The following is a 19,043-nucleotide window of genomic DNA, read 5'->3' on the forward strand; positions in this document are numbered from 1 at the left end:
TTCTATGAATCATCATCTGTTAAAATGGTCAATTTTTGTTAACCTAGTTGGGTTGGTAGCTAAATTAAATTCAGCAGTAGCCTTGCCTCCTCCTGAAGATATACCTGAAGAAATTTTGCGGACAGAAATTGTGACTGAAGGGCGATCACCCATTGATGGAAAACCTTTAACAGCCGGAGAATATGCTGAGATTAAAGCTAAATTAGCTGAGAGTCCTTACCCTTCCGAACTTAATTCTAAATTGAAACACATTATCTTTTTATTGAAGGTGAGAAAAATGTTAAAAACATTTTTTCCGTTGAATCTTTTTTAAAGAATTCTATAAAATGACGTATATATTTAAAATATTGATAGGGTTACAAAACCTTGTAGGTCAATAGACTGCTCGTATTGCAGTAATATAATAATCTTTTCCTGTACTTCTATATAGTTTTTTGCATAAATTATGTTGTGTATATAATAAAAGTAAAATTTATCTGCTACGTCAGTTTGTAAATATTCTTGACAGGGCTGTTTTTTTTTACTTTTCCCTTTTTTGATAGGTTACTTCTACTAGGATACTAATTTCTGAGCAGTTTTGCAAACTTGAGAATGATGGCTAAGTTTTTCACAAAAACTACGAACTCCGGTAATGTATCTGTTAATTTATCAAGTAAACAGCTGTTCTTTAAGGTTATAAATAAAATTATTTGCTATTAAAAAACAGATATATGAAATAATCCTTGGAAGTTTATCTTTTAGAACATTGGAGCACAATAAATCTACGTATAAGTAAACAATTCAACTGTGTATTCTACTTCCAAGTCTAGATCAGTCACAATGAAGAGTTTTGTCATTATTTCATAATATAGAGTCTTTCTAAGATCTTTTCTAAAGACAATAGCTGTGTTAACAACATTAGTTTTTGTAACGCTTGCATAAGTGTCTTGGAGATTATTTAATTTAAGTGTGAAATTAAATAATCTTTATTCTTACATAAAGAGAACTGCTTAAGCAATAGACAAAAAACGACTGACTATTATAAGATTTTTCTGGAAATTTTTATCATCATTTTCTGCTCTTAACAGATTAAAAGTTTTGTTTTTCGCTCAGGCTAGAGTCTTTTATTTCTGTTACAACCTATTTTTTGTATTCGGTTATTCTTAATTAAGCTAATTTAATTATAAACTATAAACTATATTAACAGATAGTTAAAGTCCAGTAAAAATAAGACTGTTATTTTACAATTTATTGACTAGCTATATTTGTTTGAAAATCATGGAGTCTAAGTAAAAACTATCTTAAGTAAGAAGCTTACGATAGTTTTTACTGACAACAATTTTTTTTAGAAAAAAGAAAAATTTAGTTTTCTTAATCAACAACAGAGAAGCGATGAGTAAGAACAGATATAGTTTCTTGAAAGATTGAACATCCATAATACTTCTGAAATTAAAAACTTGGCTTATGAGTCCATAACATATATTTCTTTGTCAAACAAAAATATACTAAATTGACTTAATAAAGAACGGATAATCGTCAGTTTTAGTTTTTGTTTATTAAATAAAATCATTCTACACGATTGGTTATATTAATGCTTTGAAGTACTCTATTTGATAAATTAAATTGGATAAGCTTTTGATCAAAAAGTAAAATTCAGCTAATATTAAATAGAATAAATTTAATAAAAAGATTAAAAATAATCTAGTTTTTCGCGCCAGTTAACTTATTAGAACAATAGTTTCTCATGTTTTTTTTAAAAAAAAGCTGCTATGATATGGGTCTATCGGTTTTTGATGAATAAAAAAAATATCCTTTGAGCTAAAAGTTTATTTTGATTTTTTTCAATATTTTAAGATTAAATTTAAAAGTTCTCTAAGAGTGTGAGGAAACAGACTCTAAATAAGATCAATCATATTAAGAATTCTTAGAGGTCTGAGCTATTCTTGATTATTCTTAACTTGGTATAAAAACAGTGATAATTATAAGTTATTTCCATCCTGATAATAGACCTTGAATAAGGTTTTGAACAGATACTTACTTTGATAGTTAATCAAATCAGACAATTGTATTAATATTAGACTCGGAAGCTATAATCAGTGCAATCTTAGAATTTAGCTTATCTCTATAAATTCACATCACAGCATTATCTGAGATATAGATTAATTCAGTTAACAATATTTGAGAACTAAGAACTTAGTAATAGGATAAAAATTATTTTAAATAAAAAGTAAATAAAAAATCTAAAAAAACTTATAGGAAGTTAACAAAAATAATCATAGCAAAATTGATAAACAAAAATTGAGACAATGATTGGAAGTGATCTAAGGGCAGAATACAGATACCGATCTAACGGAAGTCGTTCAAGCAACATCTGATAAATGTGATTTTAGTCAAGACGATTTTCTTCTTTTTGAAGAGGTAATATCTCTAGCTGATTAAAAATAATTTAAAATAAATTCCTAAAAGGATACTGATTTACTATTGAAATACCTTTGGCTTTTCTAGCTTAGCTGTAATAAAATTACAATAAATAAAAGCTAAAAGTCCTATCGAATAAGTTTTCTAATATCCCAAAAACTTAATCCTCATAAAAGGATAAATATTCAAAATAATAGAATATAGTCAGAATAAAAATTTTGGAAGTTATTAACCTCTAATTTAGTAAACTTAACCTAAAAGAGCCACACTTTTTAGTGGTTACTTATTTTCAGTCAAAAATCAAGAATATTTAACCCTAAACTCTTTAGATAAAAATAAATTTTAATGTTTTCAAATTTTTATATTTTTGCTATTCTATCCTAGAGAAATAAATGCTAATTTTATATACATAAAATTGCATCGAACTATTTTATATTGATGCTTTTCAGTAATTTCTATAATATTTTAATTTTTTTCTTTCTCAAGACAAAGCCAACTAATCTGATCAAAACTGGTACTTAAAAAAAGTAAACAACCTTTATTGTTATTTAGTCACTTATTTAGGGTTAGTCAAACTTATAAAAACTATTTCTTAATACTAAATAACTTTCAGATAAACATTCTTTTTATTTCTAACAATGTTATTCATAGTTTCATAATTATTTTGGAGTGTTGTAGTTATTATTTACTCATTTCAAAATTTGTTTACTAATTAAGAGAAAAAGTGGGAGAAGCTTAATATTTAGCTAAGGCATCAAATATTTTAAAAAAAATTTTAGTATCAGGTCTATCGTAAATGGTAATAACAATGATAGGTTAACTATTCCATCGAAATGAGTTAACGTTAGCAGCAAGTTTTCAACTTTAAAATAAGTATCTCAGTTTCATAAAGGCAATAATTTTTAACATTAATAATATAATTGTTGAAGCTACTTATGATCACATTTCTTTACTAATAGTTAATCTACTTATAATCTACATTATCTTTTTTGATGAACTTGACAGATTTACAAGGGGTTAAAGTATATACTAGGTATTAGGCGTAGAAAAAATACATAACTAAGGTTAGCAAAAGTAAATTATAACAAATTGGCTTTTTATCTCCCAATTGTTCTTGATATAACCTTACGCATTAACAATTTTTCTCTATACTCTACCTCAATTTAACGCTGGATTTTTATCTTGTGAAGTGACATACTTTCGATATTAACTACCTAAACGGTATCTTGTGTGCTTCTCAGTGACTTCTAAGCAATCTAATAAATCCGTCCGAGCAATTACCAGTAGAAAATAGATAGTAATTGAATTGCTCGGACGGATTTATATAAACTGTAAGCTATTAAAAATTACATTCCTGGAAGATTCAAACCACTGGTAAGTTCTTCCATTTTAGTCCGCATCATCTCGGCAGACTTAGCATAAGCATCTTTCATTGCCTCAGTAACTAATTGAGAAAGGCTATCAGCCCCTTTTTCTATCGCGTCTTGGGTAATTTCAACGTAAAGAGGCTCTTGGTTGCCACTCATGACAACTTTAACCAATTCTCCCCCACAAGCTCCCTCAATTTCCATTTCCTCCAATTGCTTTTGAAGTTCTTGTGCTCCAACTTGAACTTGTTGTGCTTTTTGGAAAGCTTCTTGCAATTCTCTAATTTTGCCTAATCCGAACCCAAATCCTTGTCCTTTTGTCATATTCTTTTAAGAGTATTGATTCTAATGATAATGAGCTAGAGCCTAATGGGGAACTCCATTAGTTAATCTTAGTATTCCTGTGGTGTTTCTGACAGCCTTAGGAAGCAGAAAACTCACCTAATATTTTGACTTCTGGTTCCAGTAATAAAGACCAACGAGCTTCTACTTGTTCTTGAGCATGATAAATCAGGCGAAAAATATCCTGTGCTTTAGCTTGACCACAGTTAAGGATAAAATTAGCATGACGATGAGAGATTTCTGCGTTGCCAATACGATATCCTTTTAAGCCTAATTGTTCAATCAACCATCCTGCAGCATGAGAAGTAGGATTACGAAATACACTTCCACAACTAGGTTTATCATAAGGCTGAGAACTTTTGCGCTGTTGGAGATTGTGTTGAGTAGTTACCATAACTTCTTGACGACTGAATCCCATCTCTAATTGAAAAGTAGCTTCTAAAACAAGTTTTTCAGCTCCTTGTAAGGAAGAAGTGCGGTAACTATAGTTAAGGTCTTTGGAGGTTAGAGTTTCTACTGTGCCATCAGGAGATACTACCATTGCACTGACCAAACAATCAGCAGCACACTGACGATGAGCTCCCGCATTCATCACTACTGCTCCCCCTACAGTCCCCGGAATACCTACCGCCCATTCCAAGCCACGCCAGCCCCGTCTAGCAGCTTCCCAAGCAATTTTAGCAACAGGATCACCAGCTGCTACAGTAACACGTCCTGTTTCGGGGTTAAAGTCACGATAACGTAGATAGCGGGTGCTTAGCACCAAGCCATCGATTCCACGATCGCTAATCAAAAGATTAGAACCTGCCCCCAATAATATTAGAGGAATGTCTTGCTTTTGAAACCATTCAAAAGTTGCTTGTAAAGCTTCCCAGGTACGGGGAGCCACATACCATTGAGCTTCACCTCCTACTCGATAGGAAGTTTGATTAGCTAGAGAAAAATTAGGGAAAATATGACAATTGGCTGCTGGCAGTCGGATCGGAGAAGATAAAGCTTTAATCATTAGTTTGCTAGTTTAATGGGAGGTCAATTGAAGACGGTGAATTGAAAATCATTTAAATTGTTTCCAGACACAAGGGTCTGAGAAATGGAGTCAAGACTAAATCTTAAAAAAAACTTGAAACCCTAAAACTGATAGGATGTTTCAAAAACCAGCGATTACCTGGGGAATAATTTGATTAAGATTCCCCGCGCCTAAAAACAAAACTAAGTCTCCAGGTCGCAAGAGTTTAGGAAGAGATTCAATCAAAGCTTCTAAAGAGGGTTGATAAATCACCTCACAATGATGACGTTTAATCTCATTAGCTAAGTCTTGACTTGTGATGTTAGCAACATTAGCTTCCCCTGCACTGTAAATATCAGTTAGAACAATAAAATCTGCATCTTGAAAAGAAGTGGTAAATTCTTCTAAAAATGTAGCGGTGCGACTATAACGATGAGGTTGAAAAACAGCAACCACACGAGAGTTTTGCTCAACCTTAGAACGAGCTGCCGAGAGGGTAGCTCGGATTTCACTAGGATGATGAGCGTAATCATCAATAAACGTAATACCATGAGTTTGACCCCGGTATTCAAAACGCCGTTTTGCCCCGGTAAAGGTAGCTAATGCTTCAGCAATTATCTTAAATTCCAGTCCCAATTTGCGCCCTACAGCTACAGTAGCTAAAGCATTACTAACATTATGTTTTCCCGGAATGGTTAGACACATTTGCCCCAAAAACTGCCCTCTTTCCCAAACTTCAAACGTTGTGTTCTCAAGACTATAAGTAATTTCCTTAACAATGTAATCTGCTTTTTGATGAATATCAAGACTATAGGTAATAGTGGGGTTTAGCTGTGTTCTCACTGTTTCACAGTCAACACACCCTACTAATATTTCACATTGAGTTTCAAAAATTTTGAAAGTTTTGACTACATCTTCTAGACTTTTGTAGTGATCCGGATGATCAAGTTCAATATTAGTGACAATTCCGATACTGGGAAAATGTTTCACTAGAGAGCCGTCGGATTCATCGGCTTCAGCTACTAAGTATTTGCCAGAACCAAAATGAGCGTTACCTTTCCAAGCATCTACTTCTCCTCCAACGATAATAGTTGGATCAAGTCCTGCTTTGAGCAGCACGTAACCTAAAAGACTGCTAGTAGTGGTTTTCCCATGAGTTCCGGCCACCGCAATGCTTTGATAATCTTTAATTAAAGCGGCTAAGACATCAGAACGGTGGAAAATCGGACATCCCTTTTCCTGGGCAGCCCGATATTCTGAATTATCTTGAGCAATCGCTGTTGAAAATATAACTTGAGGTAACTGTTTAGTTAAAATCCCTTTCGAACTCAATTCGTGATCATGTCCATTTTGATTAACCGAAGATGTTGTCGAATTATTGACCAAAGGTGGGACAGGTTCAGTGATTTGTCCGTTGTTGGAGTGAAAGAGTTCTAGGTTAGTCGCTTCTTGACGACTAAAAATATGCGCTCCAATTTCTTGCAATCTTTTTGTAATATGACTTGATCGTAAATCAGAACCAGACACGGGAATCTGACGCTTAGCTAGAACATAAGCTAAAGCCGACATCCCTATTCCGCCGATTCCGATGAAATGGAAAGGCCGTCCACTAAAATCAACCGTTTTCACCGTTACATCTCCTGACACACCGCACGATTACCGCAAAACGTCGTTGCTTATTAATTACGGGCTATGATATCAAAAACTGACCACTTGGTCATCAATTGTGTTTTTATTGATTGTGGTGTTTGGTACTGTTTTTTACCTTAATCAGGGTAGCTAAGAAGGAGTTAAAATTAGATTTATTCTATATTTTGCCATTATTATCTTGGAAGTTTACTGTTCATGACTAAATTTGTCCGGTTAAAAAAAATTGTAATTTAAGGCTCGAGTTTTTCAGTCTTTAACGGTATGATTGGGGTCATTAATAAATATTTAATGTATTGATCTTAGGCACAGAAGGAAAAATAGAGTGATTAGAGTAGCCATCAACGGGTTCGGACGTATTGGACGTAATTTTCTACGATGTTGGTTGGGACGGAGAGATAGTCAGCTAGAATTGGTTGGAATCAACGATATCTCTGATTCTAAAACCAATGCCCATTTACTTAAATATGATTCGATCTTAGGTAAGTTAGACGCAGATATTCAGGTTGATGAAAACTCCCTCATCGTTAACGAAAAAACGATTAAATGTGTTTCTGAGCGCAACCCTCTAAATTTACCTTGGACTAAGTGGAGAGTTGATTTGATTATCGAATCTACTGGGGTTTTTGTTACTGAAGAAAGTGCTTCTAAGCACTTAGTCGCAGGAGCAAAAAAAGTCTTGATCACTGCTCCGAGTAAGGATAATAAGGTAGGAACCTATGTGGTTGGGGTTAATCATAAAGACTACGATCATGATAAATATAATGTGATAAGTAATGCCAGTTGTACTACCAACTGTTTGGCTCCCGTGGTAAAGGTTATCCATGATAATTTTGGTATCATCAAAGGAACTATGACCACCACCCACAGTTACACAGGAGATCAACGCATTCTTGATGCTAGTCACCGTGATTTACGTCGAGCGCGAGCTGCTGCCGTTAATATTGTTCCTACATTCACAGGAGCAGCTAAAGCAGTTGCTTTGGTCATTCCTGAGATGAAAGGTAAGCTTAATGGGATTGCGATGCGAGTTCCTACTCCTAATGTTTCTGTTGTGGACTTAGTCGTACAGGTTAAGAAAAACACCATTGCCGAACAAGTGAACGACGTGCTGCGAGAAGCTTCTCAGAGTTCTATGAAGGGTATTATTTTATACAACGACTTACCTTTAGTTTCCTGTGACTATCGTGGAACTGACCATTCTTCTATTATCGATTCTAGCTTAACCATGGTAATGAGTGGCGACATGGTTAAAGTCGTTGCTTGGTATGACAATGAGTGGGGATATTCTCAACGGGTTGTAGACTTAGCTGAAATCGTTGCTCGCAACTGGAAAGGTTAATCCTAGTTAGGTAGATACTGGAGAAGTTAAGGGTTGTTATTATGTTGGGTGATAAAGATAGCTGTTTTTAGTTTCTCTCATTTGATTATTTTATATATTATTTATAATATTGAGATTTTTAACAAAATAAGTTTATAATCTCTTTCATAAGATTCAGTAGAATCAATCCTAGGTTTAATGAGTACAATTCCCGTGGAATTGATGGCTATATGACTTTTATAAAAGTAACTTTTAATGTGCTTAAAACTAATCGCTTCAGTGATGTTAAAAAACTGATGTAGTTACCGTACATATACGAATAAACTATCGTACTCAAAAATACGACAATTTTCATATTTAAAATAACTAATATATGTCGACTTAAAATTGAAGTATACTAGCAAATATTTGCTAGTATACTTCAATTAATTAGATAGTCTAACTATGTTGTAGTAGTTAAATTACTTTTTTTCTAAACCAATTTAAAGTTTAAGACGGAAAAATAATATTTTATTTTTGAGCCTCTTTAGTTGTTGTAAATTCCATTTTATAAATCCCATTATTGCCTATATTATAAATTCGGTTATTAATAGCATCGATTTTTTCTTAATTATACTGGATAAAAATCTATAGATTTTGCTACGAGCTTATAAAACAAGCTATTCAACATTTGAATTATTTTTGAGGATAGATTACTAACAATTGTATAAGTTATTTTACCACAAAGACGAAAAATATAACCCTTTCTGTATAGATACAATTAGAGTTGATGTACACCTCATGTAAATATTAAACACCATTGATTAAATCATGAATTTTTTCTTCTAATTCTTAGAATATCTAGTCAATTTTTTCAAAAAACTCATGAAAAATAGAGATAAAAATCATATATATTAGTTCTTTAATAGCCTAAAGAATTAATATAAGGTAAGTTCATAGACAAGCATATAGAACATATAAATGGTTATATTTAGAGCTTATTTTAAGCTATCTTATTTATATATTTTTGTATTTTTATCTAATGTAACTTAATTACAAAATTGAGAAAATTTTTGACTAAAAAATATTCCTGTACTCTTGGTATTATACCGTTGATTATACAAAATATATCAATTAATAGTTCTATTATTTATTCTTTAATCATTAATTATTTACGGCAGTAGTTAAAGTCTACAGTTATTAGATATTTACTTTTTTATTCTAATCTTTATTTTTTGTATAAATTAAAATATAATTGGTATTTTTCGTTAAAAATTGCGTTTTTAACTTATCAATTCATAAATCATAACTCTTTATAATCTTAACTTTTTTAAAATCTAAATTAGCAATAATTTTCTATAAACTTTAGATTTTAAAGGCAATATGTCTTAGTCCAGAATATTTTTAGTTACTAATCCTAAGAGCAAGATCAAAAAAGTATACTCATATTTTTAATTTCTTACTCTTAAATCTAGCTTAGAATGTTCTTTTATTCTTTAAAAGTTTTGTTTATTTTTAAAATATCAAGGATTTTGGCATCAAAATCCTTGATATTTTCGTAGTCATAATAAACAATATCAATTTTGATATATTTCAAAAATTTCTATCTTATAAAAGTTAATTTTAAGAGATATTAATTTTTAATTATGAATATTGTTTAGATATATAGATTCATTATTTCCCTCGATACCATTGCGCTAATTTCTTCGGAGGAACTCCTAGATAGTATCCTAGAATAATTAGTTGATTAATGAGCGTTGTTTTAATTACTCCTAATTTTAGCCAACGACGGATAGAGGTTACTACTTTAGCTGATACGATGAAGATTTTACCTCGTTTGTTGAGTTTTTGCATAAACTCGAAATCTTCCATGATGGGCAAGTTTGTAAACCCTCCTATTTCTCGAAATCCTGAGGTATTAACAAAAATTGCTTGATAACCATAAGGAATAGAGAAAATTTGTGATCGCAAGTTAACTAAAATTTAAATTAAACGGAGTGAAAATAGGGAAAGATCCATCTTTAATTGAAACGCTCCCCCAACGATTTTTGAGTTTGAAAAACTATTAAGTATCAGTTCATCATATCCTTGGGGTAATATAGTATCTACATGAAGAAATAAAAGAATATTTCCTGTTGCTAATAATGTCCCTTGATTCATTTGTAATACTTGACTAGCTTGAGTAAGCTTTATTATTTTTACTCCCATATTCTGCACTAATTGAACGGTATTATCTTTACTTACACCATCAACAATAATTACTTCGATAGCTTCATTTTTCTGCATATTATTCAAGGTTTTTATGATAAAAGTTTCTTCATTTAATACAGGAATAACAATACTAATCTCTATTATTTAATCTTTTATATAAAATAATAATTACTTTATATATAAAACGATTTACGCCTTATGAATCCTAAATTCTTGCTTCAGACTAGTTTTTGTATCTTTTCTCAAATTAGGTACTTGTTGTTCATTACACGTTGCCAATCCCTCTAAAATTCCTTGACAAACTAATGATTCTGTTTCTTTGGTTAACATTAATTTAAAATAATCTCTAAGCTGCTGGTGGTAATGATGGTTAAACCACTGTTTCTTTAAAAGATTTGCCAAACTTCTAACAGCAATTAATCGTTTAAGAGGATCAGTACTAGTTAAATCTAATTTCCATTGATTAAATTGATTTTCATAACTCTCCTCTCTAACTTGAACGATTTGCCAGAGCAACAGTCCAAGACTGATTAGGGTTCCTATCCCTTGTGTAATAAATCCTATAGCTAACCAACGGTTTTCTGAATTAGCCCAGACAGATGCAGCAATGTAGGCTAATATAGCACCTAAACCTCCACTACTCACTGCTAGGATTAATTTACCTGAGAATCCTCTGAGAAATTCACGGTAGTACGACCATCGACGTTGCCAGTTTCCCCCTTGAATTTGATACATTAGTATCATTAAGAGAACACCTGTGGTGGTTGCTAGTACTAGTTTCCAATCCCAAGCAACCATAAAGGTTAGACCGGTTGACCCCATTAACCATAATCCCCTTTTACGCCATCTTCTTTGGCTCAGGATAGTCATTATTGAATCCTTGAAACATTTCAACAATGAAGGTGAGAGAAGATACTGGGGTTGTCTAGACTGAAATGAAACCTGTGTCACCGAGGTAGCCTAACGAAAAATTGTTCTGATGTTCACTATATCGTTGATTGGTCAAGTCTTACCTTACACTTTAAGTATTTTTACACGAGCTGTTCTAGGATTTTTTAAGGGAGATTTTTGTTAACAAGTCAAATTCCCCAGAATGGTTTGGGCACTAGTACTTTAGCGTAACTAAATAAAATCGCAAAATAGATTTATTAGACAAAATACCTGTGTTATCAATTATGAATTCTGTTGTTGTTTATGGATTCGAATCAATAATACGTAGCCTTTTTTTAAAAAAAAATTCATTTAGTCGGTAATATTGTTAATTTAGCCATATTAACTATGATCCCCGTTAGGACTGGAGTCTCAGATTACTATATAGATTGAAACCATTTTGATATTTTAACAGGTTTTTATCCGATTCGTTATAATAATAAAATATAAACGTTTAACTAAAAAAATAAAAATATTAAGTGCTTTATGAACTAAATGTCCAGAAAAGAAGCAGTCAATATTGTACTTTCTTGTGAACATAAGTTAAGTCAAACAAGTTTCATAAAACTATACTATATCCATAGTATAGTTTTATTCCTATTATTAATAAATAGAATTAATGAATAAATTTTATTTCTATTTTTTCTTTTTTGATTTTTTAAGCATTAATTTGATAATTAACTTTTGCGATTACGACTAGGAAAAAGACTAAATAGTAAAAATCGGTCAGGAAAAATATTACTCAGGTCTGGAGTGAACTAAATCGTACACTTATTGCAATTATTTCTGTAATAGCCAAGTTTTTGGAGTTTTGAAATACAGCTATAATGAAAGTCTCAGAAGTCATTAGTCACTAATTCTGTATGCATCAGAACTCAGCCTAGAAGAGCTATATTTTTATATGTTCAACAGTTCAAGTTGGTCAAGCCGATTATTTTATATCCGGAAATCGACAATTAATTAAACTGATCGCTAACTCCCAGTTATTTAATTAGAAAAATTTTTATTAAAAAATATTTACCTTATAGATTATATTTTAACAATTGAGGTTAAAGATAGATTATCTTTTAATTTATATTCATCAATATAAACGCATCTAAGCCAACTATGGATTTAATTTTATGTCGTCAGACCGTAGATTTTGACGCACTAGGGGCAGCCGTAGGACTTTCTTGCCTTAAAATAGATAGTCGAATTGTCCTTGCGGGGGGCGTACATCCAGCAGTTAAAGATTTTTTAGCCCTTTACAGAGACAAATTGTCCCTAATTGAACTGTCTAGCATTAATCCTGAACAAATTCGTACTTTAATGGTGGTGAATAGTCAAAAATACGATCACCTAGGAACAGTGTCCTCTTGGTTTGATTTACCTCATATTAAAATTATTGAAATCTATGATCACCACCTTGACACTACTTCAGGTTTAGACATTCCCGCTACATTCACTGAAATTGAACCTGTCGGGGCAACTACAACCCTTATAGTGGAGAGAATGCAACGAGAAAGCGTTTATCCTAATCCTATCGAAGCAACGGTGATGGCTTTGGGTATTCATGTCAATACGGGCTCTCTTACTTTTTCTCAGTCTACTCCCCGTGATGCCTATGCCCTAGCTTGGTTAATGGAAAAGGGGGCAAATATAAAAACCATTGCTGAATATTGCGATTCTGGTTTTTCTTCAAAATTACAACAATTCTTACAAGAAGCGTTAGAAAATTTTCAAAAAACTGACATTAATGGTTACACTATCACTTCAGTTTTATTAACAACAGAAACTCTTATTTCTGGGTTATCTAATTTAGCTAAAAAATTAATTAAATTAACTAAAAGTGATGCCTTATTATTAGGTCATTTTTATGATAAAAATCGTAATGACAAACCTTATAAAAAAGGGTGTCTAACGATTATTGGTCGCACCAGAATTGAGGGCATTAATCTTAATCAATTATTTCAAGTTTATGGGGGAGTAGGACATGAACAAGCTGTTTATTTAAAGTTCCACGGGGTAGAACCTAAAAGCACTTTAGATAAGTTATTTCAAGAATTGATAACCCAAATCCCTTACCCTTTAACCGCTAGAGATTTAATGTCTTTTCCTGTTAGGACAATTCGCCCAGAGACAACTATAGAACAAGCGCAAAAAATATTATTTCGCTATGGTCATTCGGGATTATCAGTCGTAGATGAAAGTGATCACTTAGTAGGCATTATTTCTCGTCGAGATATTGATTTAGCTTTTCATCATGGACTTAGTCATACCCCAGTAAAAGGATATATAGCACAACATCTTAAAACTATTACTCCTGATACTATGCTACCTGAAATTGAATCAATGATGGTAACTAATGATGTGGAAAGATTACCTGTTGTTGAAAACAATAAATTATTAGGAATTGTTACGCGAACCGATTTATTACGGCAAATTTATCAAGATCGAAGAAAAAAACAAGATAACAATAGTAAACTAATTCCCTTAGTTTCTTCTTTTTTACCTTCTATTAGTCAGCGTTTATCTTCTCCTATTTGGAAATTTTTGCAATTTGCTGCAAAAGAAGCAGAAAAACAGGGCTGGCATTTGTATATAGTTGGTGGGGCAGTCCGAGATTTTTTTTTATCAAAAGAAGAGAAATTTTTATTACTACAGGATATTGATCTAGTTGTCGATGGGTTTCGTCATTCCGCTGATGTGGGAGCTGGGGTTGAATTAGCTTCAACCCTACGAAAAACTTTCCCAAATTCTAGGCTATCAGTACATGGAGAATTCCAAACGGCTGCTTTATCATGGCATAGAGATCCCCAATTAGGGTCCTTATGGGTAGATATTGCCACTTCAAGAACGGAATTTTATCCTTATCCTGCAGCTAATCCGAAAGTTGAAGCGAGTTCTATTCGTCAAGATTTATATCGAAGAGATTTTACAATCAATGCTCTAGCGGTTAGGTTGACGTCCCCAAGGGAAGGGGAGTTGTTAGACTTTTTTGGGGGGATGTTAGATCTGCAATTGCGTAAAATTCGAGCACTTCATGCTAATAGTTTCATTGAAGATCCTACCAGAATTTATCGGGCAGTACGCTTTGCTGTGCGGTTGGGATTTGAAATTGAACCCCAAACAAAAGCTTATATTAACAATGCAGTTAAAAGCGGTATTTATGACCAGTTAATAATCAAAAATTATGCAGTTCCTGCGTTAAAAACTAGATTAAAAACGGAATTAAAATATATTTTAGAAGCTAATTATTGGAAACCATCTTTAAAATTATTAGCTGATCTAAACGCTTTATCATGTTTGCATAATAGGTTAATTTTAGATGATATATTATGGTGGCAAGTTCGCTATATTTCTCGCTGGTTAAGATATCTCGATCCTAAAAATAATTTAGAGCATTGGTTGATTCGTTTAGAAGTATTAATAAGTCGACTAGAGATAGCAGAATCTAGTAAAATTGCTCTTGATTTTCAATTACCAAAAGATAGTATTCAACGCTTAAAAACATTATCAAAAATTGAATTAGATATCAAAGATAAGCTACTAAAATATAACACAACAAGTGAAATAACTAGACTATTTAATTCATATCAATTGCCGGTTTTAATTTTAGTAGCGGTTCGTTTTTCTAAACAAATTCGGCGCACAATTTGGCAATTTATTACAAAATGGTCGAATGTTCAGCCTCTATTAAATGGCAATGATTTAAAAACAATGGGTTATAAACCAGGGCCTAAATACAAAATTATTTTAGATAGGTTATTAAGTGCTTCTTTAGATAAGAAGATTCAAACTAAGAAAGAAGCAGAAGAATTAGTTAAACAAATGATGAGCGATTAATCGATTTATATCGACTTACAATTCTTCAATTGTTACTAACTCACCTTTTGTAAACTGAATGACTAGTTCTTACTCATCTAGAAAAAAAATTTTATTGAGTGTTTCTCGCTAAGATTTCAAAATATTTTCAAGTTGCATTAACTTCATAATCTTCTGCCTAGATGTCAACAATAACTATCTTTTTAAGATTATTGTTTACCGCTATTTGTTTGACAAATACTGTTTCTATATAAACACTTTATACATTGTGCAACTGCGCCACGTCTTAAAAGAATCACTTGTATATAGTGATTTGTGATTGTTACTTCTCAAAATTTTTTATAGTATCTCATAAACTATTAGAGTAAATACTGTTCACTTGACTCATTAACTACCTTTTACCATCTCGCTTTATCTCCTCATTCATTATGATGAAGATCATTGGAAAGAATTGAACCTGCAAACCTCAGCAAGTACGCCTCTGGCGTAACTATGCTATCAGCAATTAAACAAATTTAAACACCTGCCATTGCAAATACTGAAGCATGGTCCTCAGTTATTCAACAAATTTATTGAGGACGGAAATGTTTATATGTTGCCCTGATATGCAAAAAATTTTTCCTTAACTTATCTGTTATACGAAAATGTGATTGTAACTTATTTAAGTTAATAACTTCGTAATCTAATGCACCGTACTATATATTAATTCCGTCTGTATAGATCAATAATACTATAAATATATTAAACTTAATTCTATTGTTGATTTACTTATTCTCTCAATTCTGTACCTTTTTGATACTGTTTCAATTGAACTTCTTTGTTCAATAAATTTAGGACTAACTGAATTCATATTCTCATAACCAGGGATGGCTTGATCTCTAAACTAAAAGTTAGTTACTGATTTTTATTTATAATTTTCATTTATAATCTAATTTCTTATATAGGTATCCTACCTCTATTTAGTTTAATTAGTTAATCTCATTAAGTTACGCAAAAACTATATATGTATAAATACATATTTAATAAAAAATATATATATAGTTTCAATAAACTTTTTATTTAAAAAATAAATATCTATATTTGTAGATGAGGATTAAAGAAGTAACTGCCATGATAGTTGTAAGTAAAACTATATGTATTTATTTAGTAGCTATTTTTTTATTTAGATATTGATTTTTTCTAAAAAATATTAGGCTGATCATAAGTTAAATTAAAAACATAAAAAAAAGAAAGTAATTTTAATTAGTTTTTTATTAAAAAATGTCTTATATCTAAAGATTAGATTACAAATAATCATTCTATTTTTTTATAAAAATTATAATATCAAGTTTAGATTAACTATTGGTTAGTCGATCTAACATTTAAGATAAATATGGATTGACGATAGCAGTAACATAAGTTATATAATCACACTCAGAATAAAATAGTTTGGAAGTGGAGAAATTTATTGTTAAGAATTAGGAAATTATAGACACAGTAATTGTTATTGATGATTCTTAAGTGTATACAAATGTTTTGTTAGTTATATATTAAATCTAATAGAAGGGGATAGTTTCAAATAAAAGCTTATAAGCTTATCATAAATATACTTAAATATAAATATTGTTTAGCTAAGATGATAAAAGAAAATCTCCTTCAAGGAGAAATCATAAAAATACTAATTTAAGTAATACAAATTATATTTTCAACGTTTCTTTGTATATATCTACTTGAAAAGTAAATATGAAAGTTAAAAGTTCATTAGACCAGATTTAAAATCAGTATATTATTGACAGTAACTAATGTTTTTTTATTGATTTTAAACCTTTCTTAGTTTTTTTATCAGAATAACTTCCTAATTATTTAAGAATAAGCAAACAATATATTTAATATCTTAAAAGGTTTAAATGTTCCAAACATGGTTTTATTAATTCATGTCCAAAGATATAGAATTTAGTTTTTCTTAAAATACAAAATCTATTACTATTAGTAATAGATATTTACTAACTGAGTAAAGTATTCTTTTTGATTTTTTTTCAAGAAAATCAAAAAGAACAAATTTTAATTGTTTTCTTAACAAGAAATATATAATCATGAGTAGTCCGGGTTTCTCCGAAGGTGATTCATTAAATGAATGATATTTTGGTGTTATGAATAACCCAATCTTTACAAAGAGATTAAATAAATACAAAATTATTGTAGCTTTAATTCTTTAGTTAACTGTGAGCCTTTATACTTTTCTCTAAGTTAGAGTAATATTATTTCCAAGTCTGAAAAGACAGTTGTTTAAAATAAGTTCAGGGAAAAACATAACTGTTACCATTTTTTAGAGTCGAGCCTATGGCCCTTATCAAAAAAAATTAGTAATCGCAACGAACCGACAATTACTAATTTATCAAACGGAAAGTTAAGTTGTCTCAGTAATTGCCACTGACATTGATGATTCGAAAATCAAGTTTGAGGTCAATCATCCCATAGTGGGTTAAAACTTAATTTTTGATGTCAAACTCGCCAGAGTTCAGTAGTTTGGAAGAATTTATGACTATCCATACTATAGAACACTAGTTAACATCACCAACTTATGTTAGGAGTGTTACTTTTTTTATTAAACTCTTAATTTAAGAACTGTGTTAATAGCAGTTTCCAATTCTTGACGACTTAACTTTGTAACGATAAAGACTTCTTGAACTGTTTTTCCTTGTCTCGCGATCACCTTATAACCGCCACGAACGGGAACAGAGATCCGCAACTTTAAATAAGGATAGTTACTCTTAGAACAGCCGATTACCCCGGGAGTAACCGTAATAATTCCGGTGCAATTAATCAGCTTTTCAAGGACAGGAATCAGTCCCTGAAGGTGAGTTGAATGATTCCAAACAAGCCGTCCTTTAGATCTGGCCATAATTTCAAGCTTCCTCTAAAGGAGCCATAGTTAATCCTTCCCGCCGTAACTGCTGGTGATAAAGTTCGGCAGGTTCTTGAGGACCGACCCAAACAATTGCCTGTCCCTCATAATGAACTTGGTATGTCAATTCCCAAGCGTGATCAACAGTCATGTTCGGTATGTGCTTCATTAAGCAGTTAGCAACATGCTCAAAAGTATTAAAATCATCATTAAGTACTATAACTTTATAGTTAGGGTAAACATTTCGTATAATTGAGGTTGACCCTTTGGGTTTAACCGAGGGGACAGCCACCATTAATTTTAGTTTAACTCCCATAGACGGACCTATACTCATTGCTCTTAATGTCCAAACTGGGTACTTCTCAAATAATTTTAGTTACACTAAGTTTATATCCTAACAATCTTTTTTGATTTAGAGAAGTAATCACTGTTGATAGAGAAATAGTGATTGTCTTTAGGAATCTCATTAATTTTTGACGAACTTAAACAGAAATTTCACTAAAACCACGAATTCTGTGATTAGAGAATTCATCGATGAATGACATATCTTTAACCCCAGTATCAGCTACTATGTTTTTGAACATATCTTTCATAATTTAGATTTCCTTAATTGTTAAGCCAATGGGAACTATCAAAAAGTTATAGATTTAACGTAACTTTTTGATAGTTCCCATTCATCAAGAACATTGAAATCACCAGCTACCAAAGGATAACTAGTCTAGCGTAGATATATAGTTTATAGACTCTAGAAAAGCTAAATAAAAAAGATTAGTATAAGTATTTACTCCAGGAAAAACTAATTCAGATACTTATTCAAATAATTGAAGTCCTGCTTGTCTTAAAAACTTCAGGATAATTGGTATAAATGACCACAGCCGCATTGATACCAGATATACTAGGAAATAGTCATTAAGTCTATCCATCGCGTTCCAACTCATATAACGTACGGTCAGATCATAATTTCTAATTAGATTAGTAACTGCGTCAACAATTTTTTATAGACTACTATGAAGTAGTAATGTTTTTTTCTATATGTCATCTAACAAGGCTGAACCTTTATTTGAATTTACTTCCTAAGTTTTTTAAAGAATAAAAATATATTTAATTATTGAGATGTTCTTTATCTAAGAATTTGGTCTTTTTTTCTAAAAAGGG

12 protein-coding genes are annotated in these 19,043 nt (G+C 31.4%); 3 read left to right on the top strand and 9 right to left on the bottom strand.

Features of this window, described 5'->3' with window-relative positions; genetic code table 11:
• Nucleotides 1–4: 4 nt before the first annotated feature.
• Nucleotides 5–313, top strand: coding sequence for a hypothetical protein (locus tag RGRSB_RS06660; RefSeq protein ID WP_119260375.1), 309 nt, complete (start codon nucleotides 5–7; stop codon nucleotides 311–313).
• Between the two features lie 3,430 nt (nucleotides 314–3,743).
• Here RGRSB_RS06660 and RGRSB_RS06665 read toward each other — a convergent pair.
• The 3 genes from RGRSB_RS06665 to murC all read right to left on the bottom strand — a co-directional run bounded on the left by RGRSB_RS06665 (nucleotide 3,744) and on the right by murC (nucleotide 6,681).
• Complete coding sequence (locus RGRSB_RS06665) at nucleotides 3,744–4,088, bottom strand: YbaB/EbfC family nucleoid-associated protein (RefSeq protein WP_119260376.1); 345 nt, start codon at nucleotides 4,086–4,088, stop codon at nucleotides 3,744–3,746.
• A gap of 97 nt (nucleotides 4,089–4,185) precedes the next feature.
• Nucleotides 4,186–5,112, bottom strand: a complete 927-nt coding sequence (gene murB / locus RGRSB_RS06670; protein WP_119260377.1) for a UDP-N-acetylmuramate dehydrogenase — start codon at nucleotides 5,110–5,112, stop codon at nucleotides 4,186–4,188.
• A 141-nt stretch (nucleotides 5,113–5,253) separates the two neighbouring features.
• Nucleotides 5,254–6,681 carry a UDP-N-acetylmuramate--L-alanine ligase gene (gene murC / locus RGRSB_RS06675; RefSeq protein ID WP_232014608.1) on the bottom strand — a complete coding sequence of 476 codons (1,428 nt, stop codon included), beginning with the start codon at nucleotides 6,679–6,681 and terminating at the stop codon, nucleotides 5,254–5,256.
• 403 nt (nucleotides 6,682–7,084) lie between these two features.
• Here murC and RGRSB_RS06680 point away from each other — a divergent pair, with 403 nt between their 5' ends.
• Entirely contained in the window at nucleotides 7,085–8,101 is a 1,017-nt protein-coding gene (locus RGRSB_RS06680) for a type I glyceraldehyde-3-phosphate dehydrogenase (RefSeq protein WP_119260379.1), read from the top strand.
• Between the two features lie 1,632 nt (nucleotides 8,102–9,733).
• On the opposite strand, the gene RGRSB_RS10940 is transcribed toward RGRSB_RS06680, so the two are convergent.
• Genes RGRSB_RS10940 through RGRSB_RS06690 form a run of 3 tightly spaced genes read right to left on the bottom strand, consistent with a single transcriptional unit; the run spans nucleotide 9,734 to nucleotide 11,140 of the window.
• Nucleotides 9,734–10,030 (bottom strand): hypothetical protein, encoded by a 297-nt coding sequence (locus RGRSB_RS10940; protein WP_338063326.1) that lies wholly within the window; start codon nucleotides 10,028–10,030, stop codon nucleotides 9,734–9,736.
• A 12-nt stretch (nucleotides 10,031–10,042) separates the two neighbouring features.
• Nucleotides 10,043–10,414, bottom strand: a complete 372-nt coding sequence (locus RGRSB_RS10945) for a glycosyltransferase (protein WP_338063347.1) — start codon at nucleotides 10,412–10,414, stop codon at nucleotides 10,043–10,045.
• Nucleotides 10,415–10,459: 45 nt separating this feature from the next.
• Nucleotides 10,460–11,140 (bottom strand): hypothetical protein, encoded by a 681-nt coding sequence (locus RGRSB_RS06690; RefSeq protein ID WP_232014485.1) that lies wholly within the window; start codon nucleotides 11,138–11,140, stop codon nucleotides 10,460–10,462.
• Between the two features lie 1,167 nt (nucleotides 11,141–12,307).
• Between RGRSB_RS06690 and RGRSB_RS06695 the strand changes: the two genes are divergently transcribed.
• On the top strand, nucleotides 12,308–15,025 hold the full coding sequence (locus tag RGRSB_RS06695) for a CBS domain-containing protein (RefSeq protein WP_119260381.1): 2,718 nt from the start codon (nucleotides 12,308–12,310) through the stop codon (nucleotides 15,023–15,025).
• A gap of 1,034 nt (nucleotides 15,026–16,059) precedes the next feature.
• On the opposite strand, the gene RGRSB_RS11125 is transcribed toward RGRSB_RS06695, so the two are convergent.
• From RGRSB_RS11125 to clpS, 3 genes are all read right to left on the bottom strand, one after another.
• Nucleotides 16,060–16,143, bottom strand: a complete 84-nt coding sequence (locus RGRSB_RS11125; protein ID WP_119260995.1) for a sortase B protein-sorting domain-containing protein — start codon at nucleotides 16,141–16,143, stop codon at nucleotides 16,060–16,062.
• Between the two features lie 1,445 nt (nucleotides 16,144–17,588).
• Nucleotides 17,589–17,885, bottom strand: coding sequence for a DUF2103 domain-containing protein (locus RGRSB_RS06705; protein ID WP_119260382.1), 297 nt, complete (start codon nucleotides 17,883–17,885; stop codon nucleotides 17,589–17,591).
• A gap of 4 nt (nucleotides 17,886–17,889) precedes the next feature.
• Nucleotides 17,890–18,183 (bottom strand): ATP-dependent Clp protease adapter ClpS, encoded by a 294-nt coding sequence (clpS, locus tag RGRSB_RS06710; protein ID WP_119260996.1) that lies wholly within the window; start codon nucleotides 18,181–18,183, stop codon nucleotides 17,890–17,892.
• Between the last annotated feature and the right edge of the window lie 860 nt (nucleotides 18,184–19,043).

This window comes from cyanobacterium endosymbiont of Rhopalodia gibberula (assembly GCF_003574135.1).
Classification (GTDB): Bacteria; Cyanobacteriota; Cyanobacteriia; order Cyanobacteriales; family Microcystaceae; genus Rippkaea.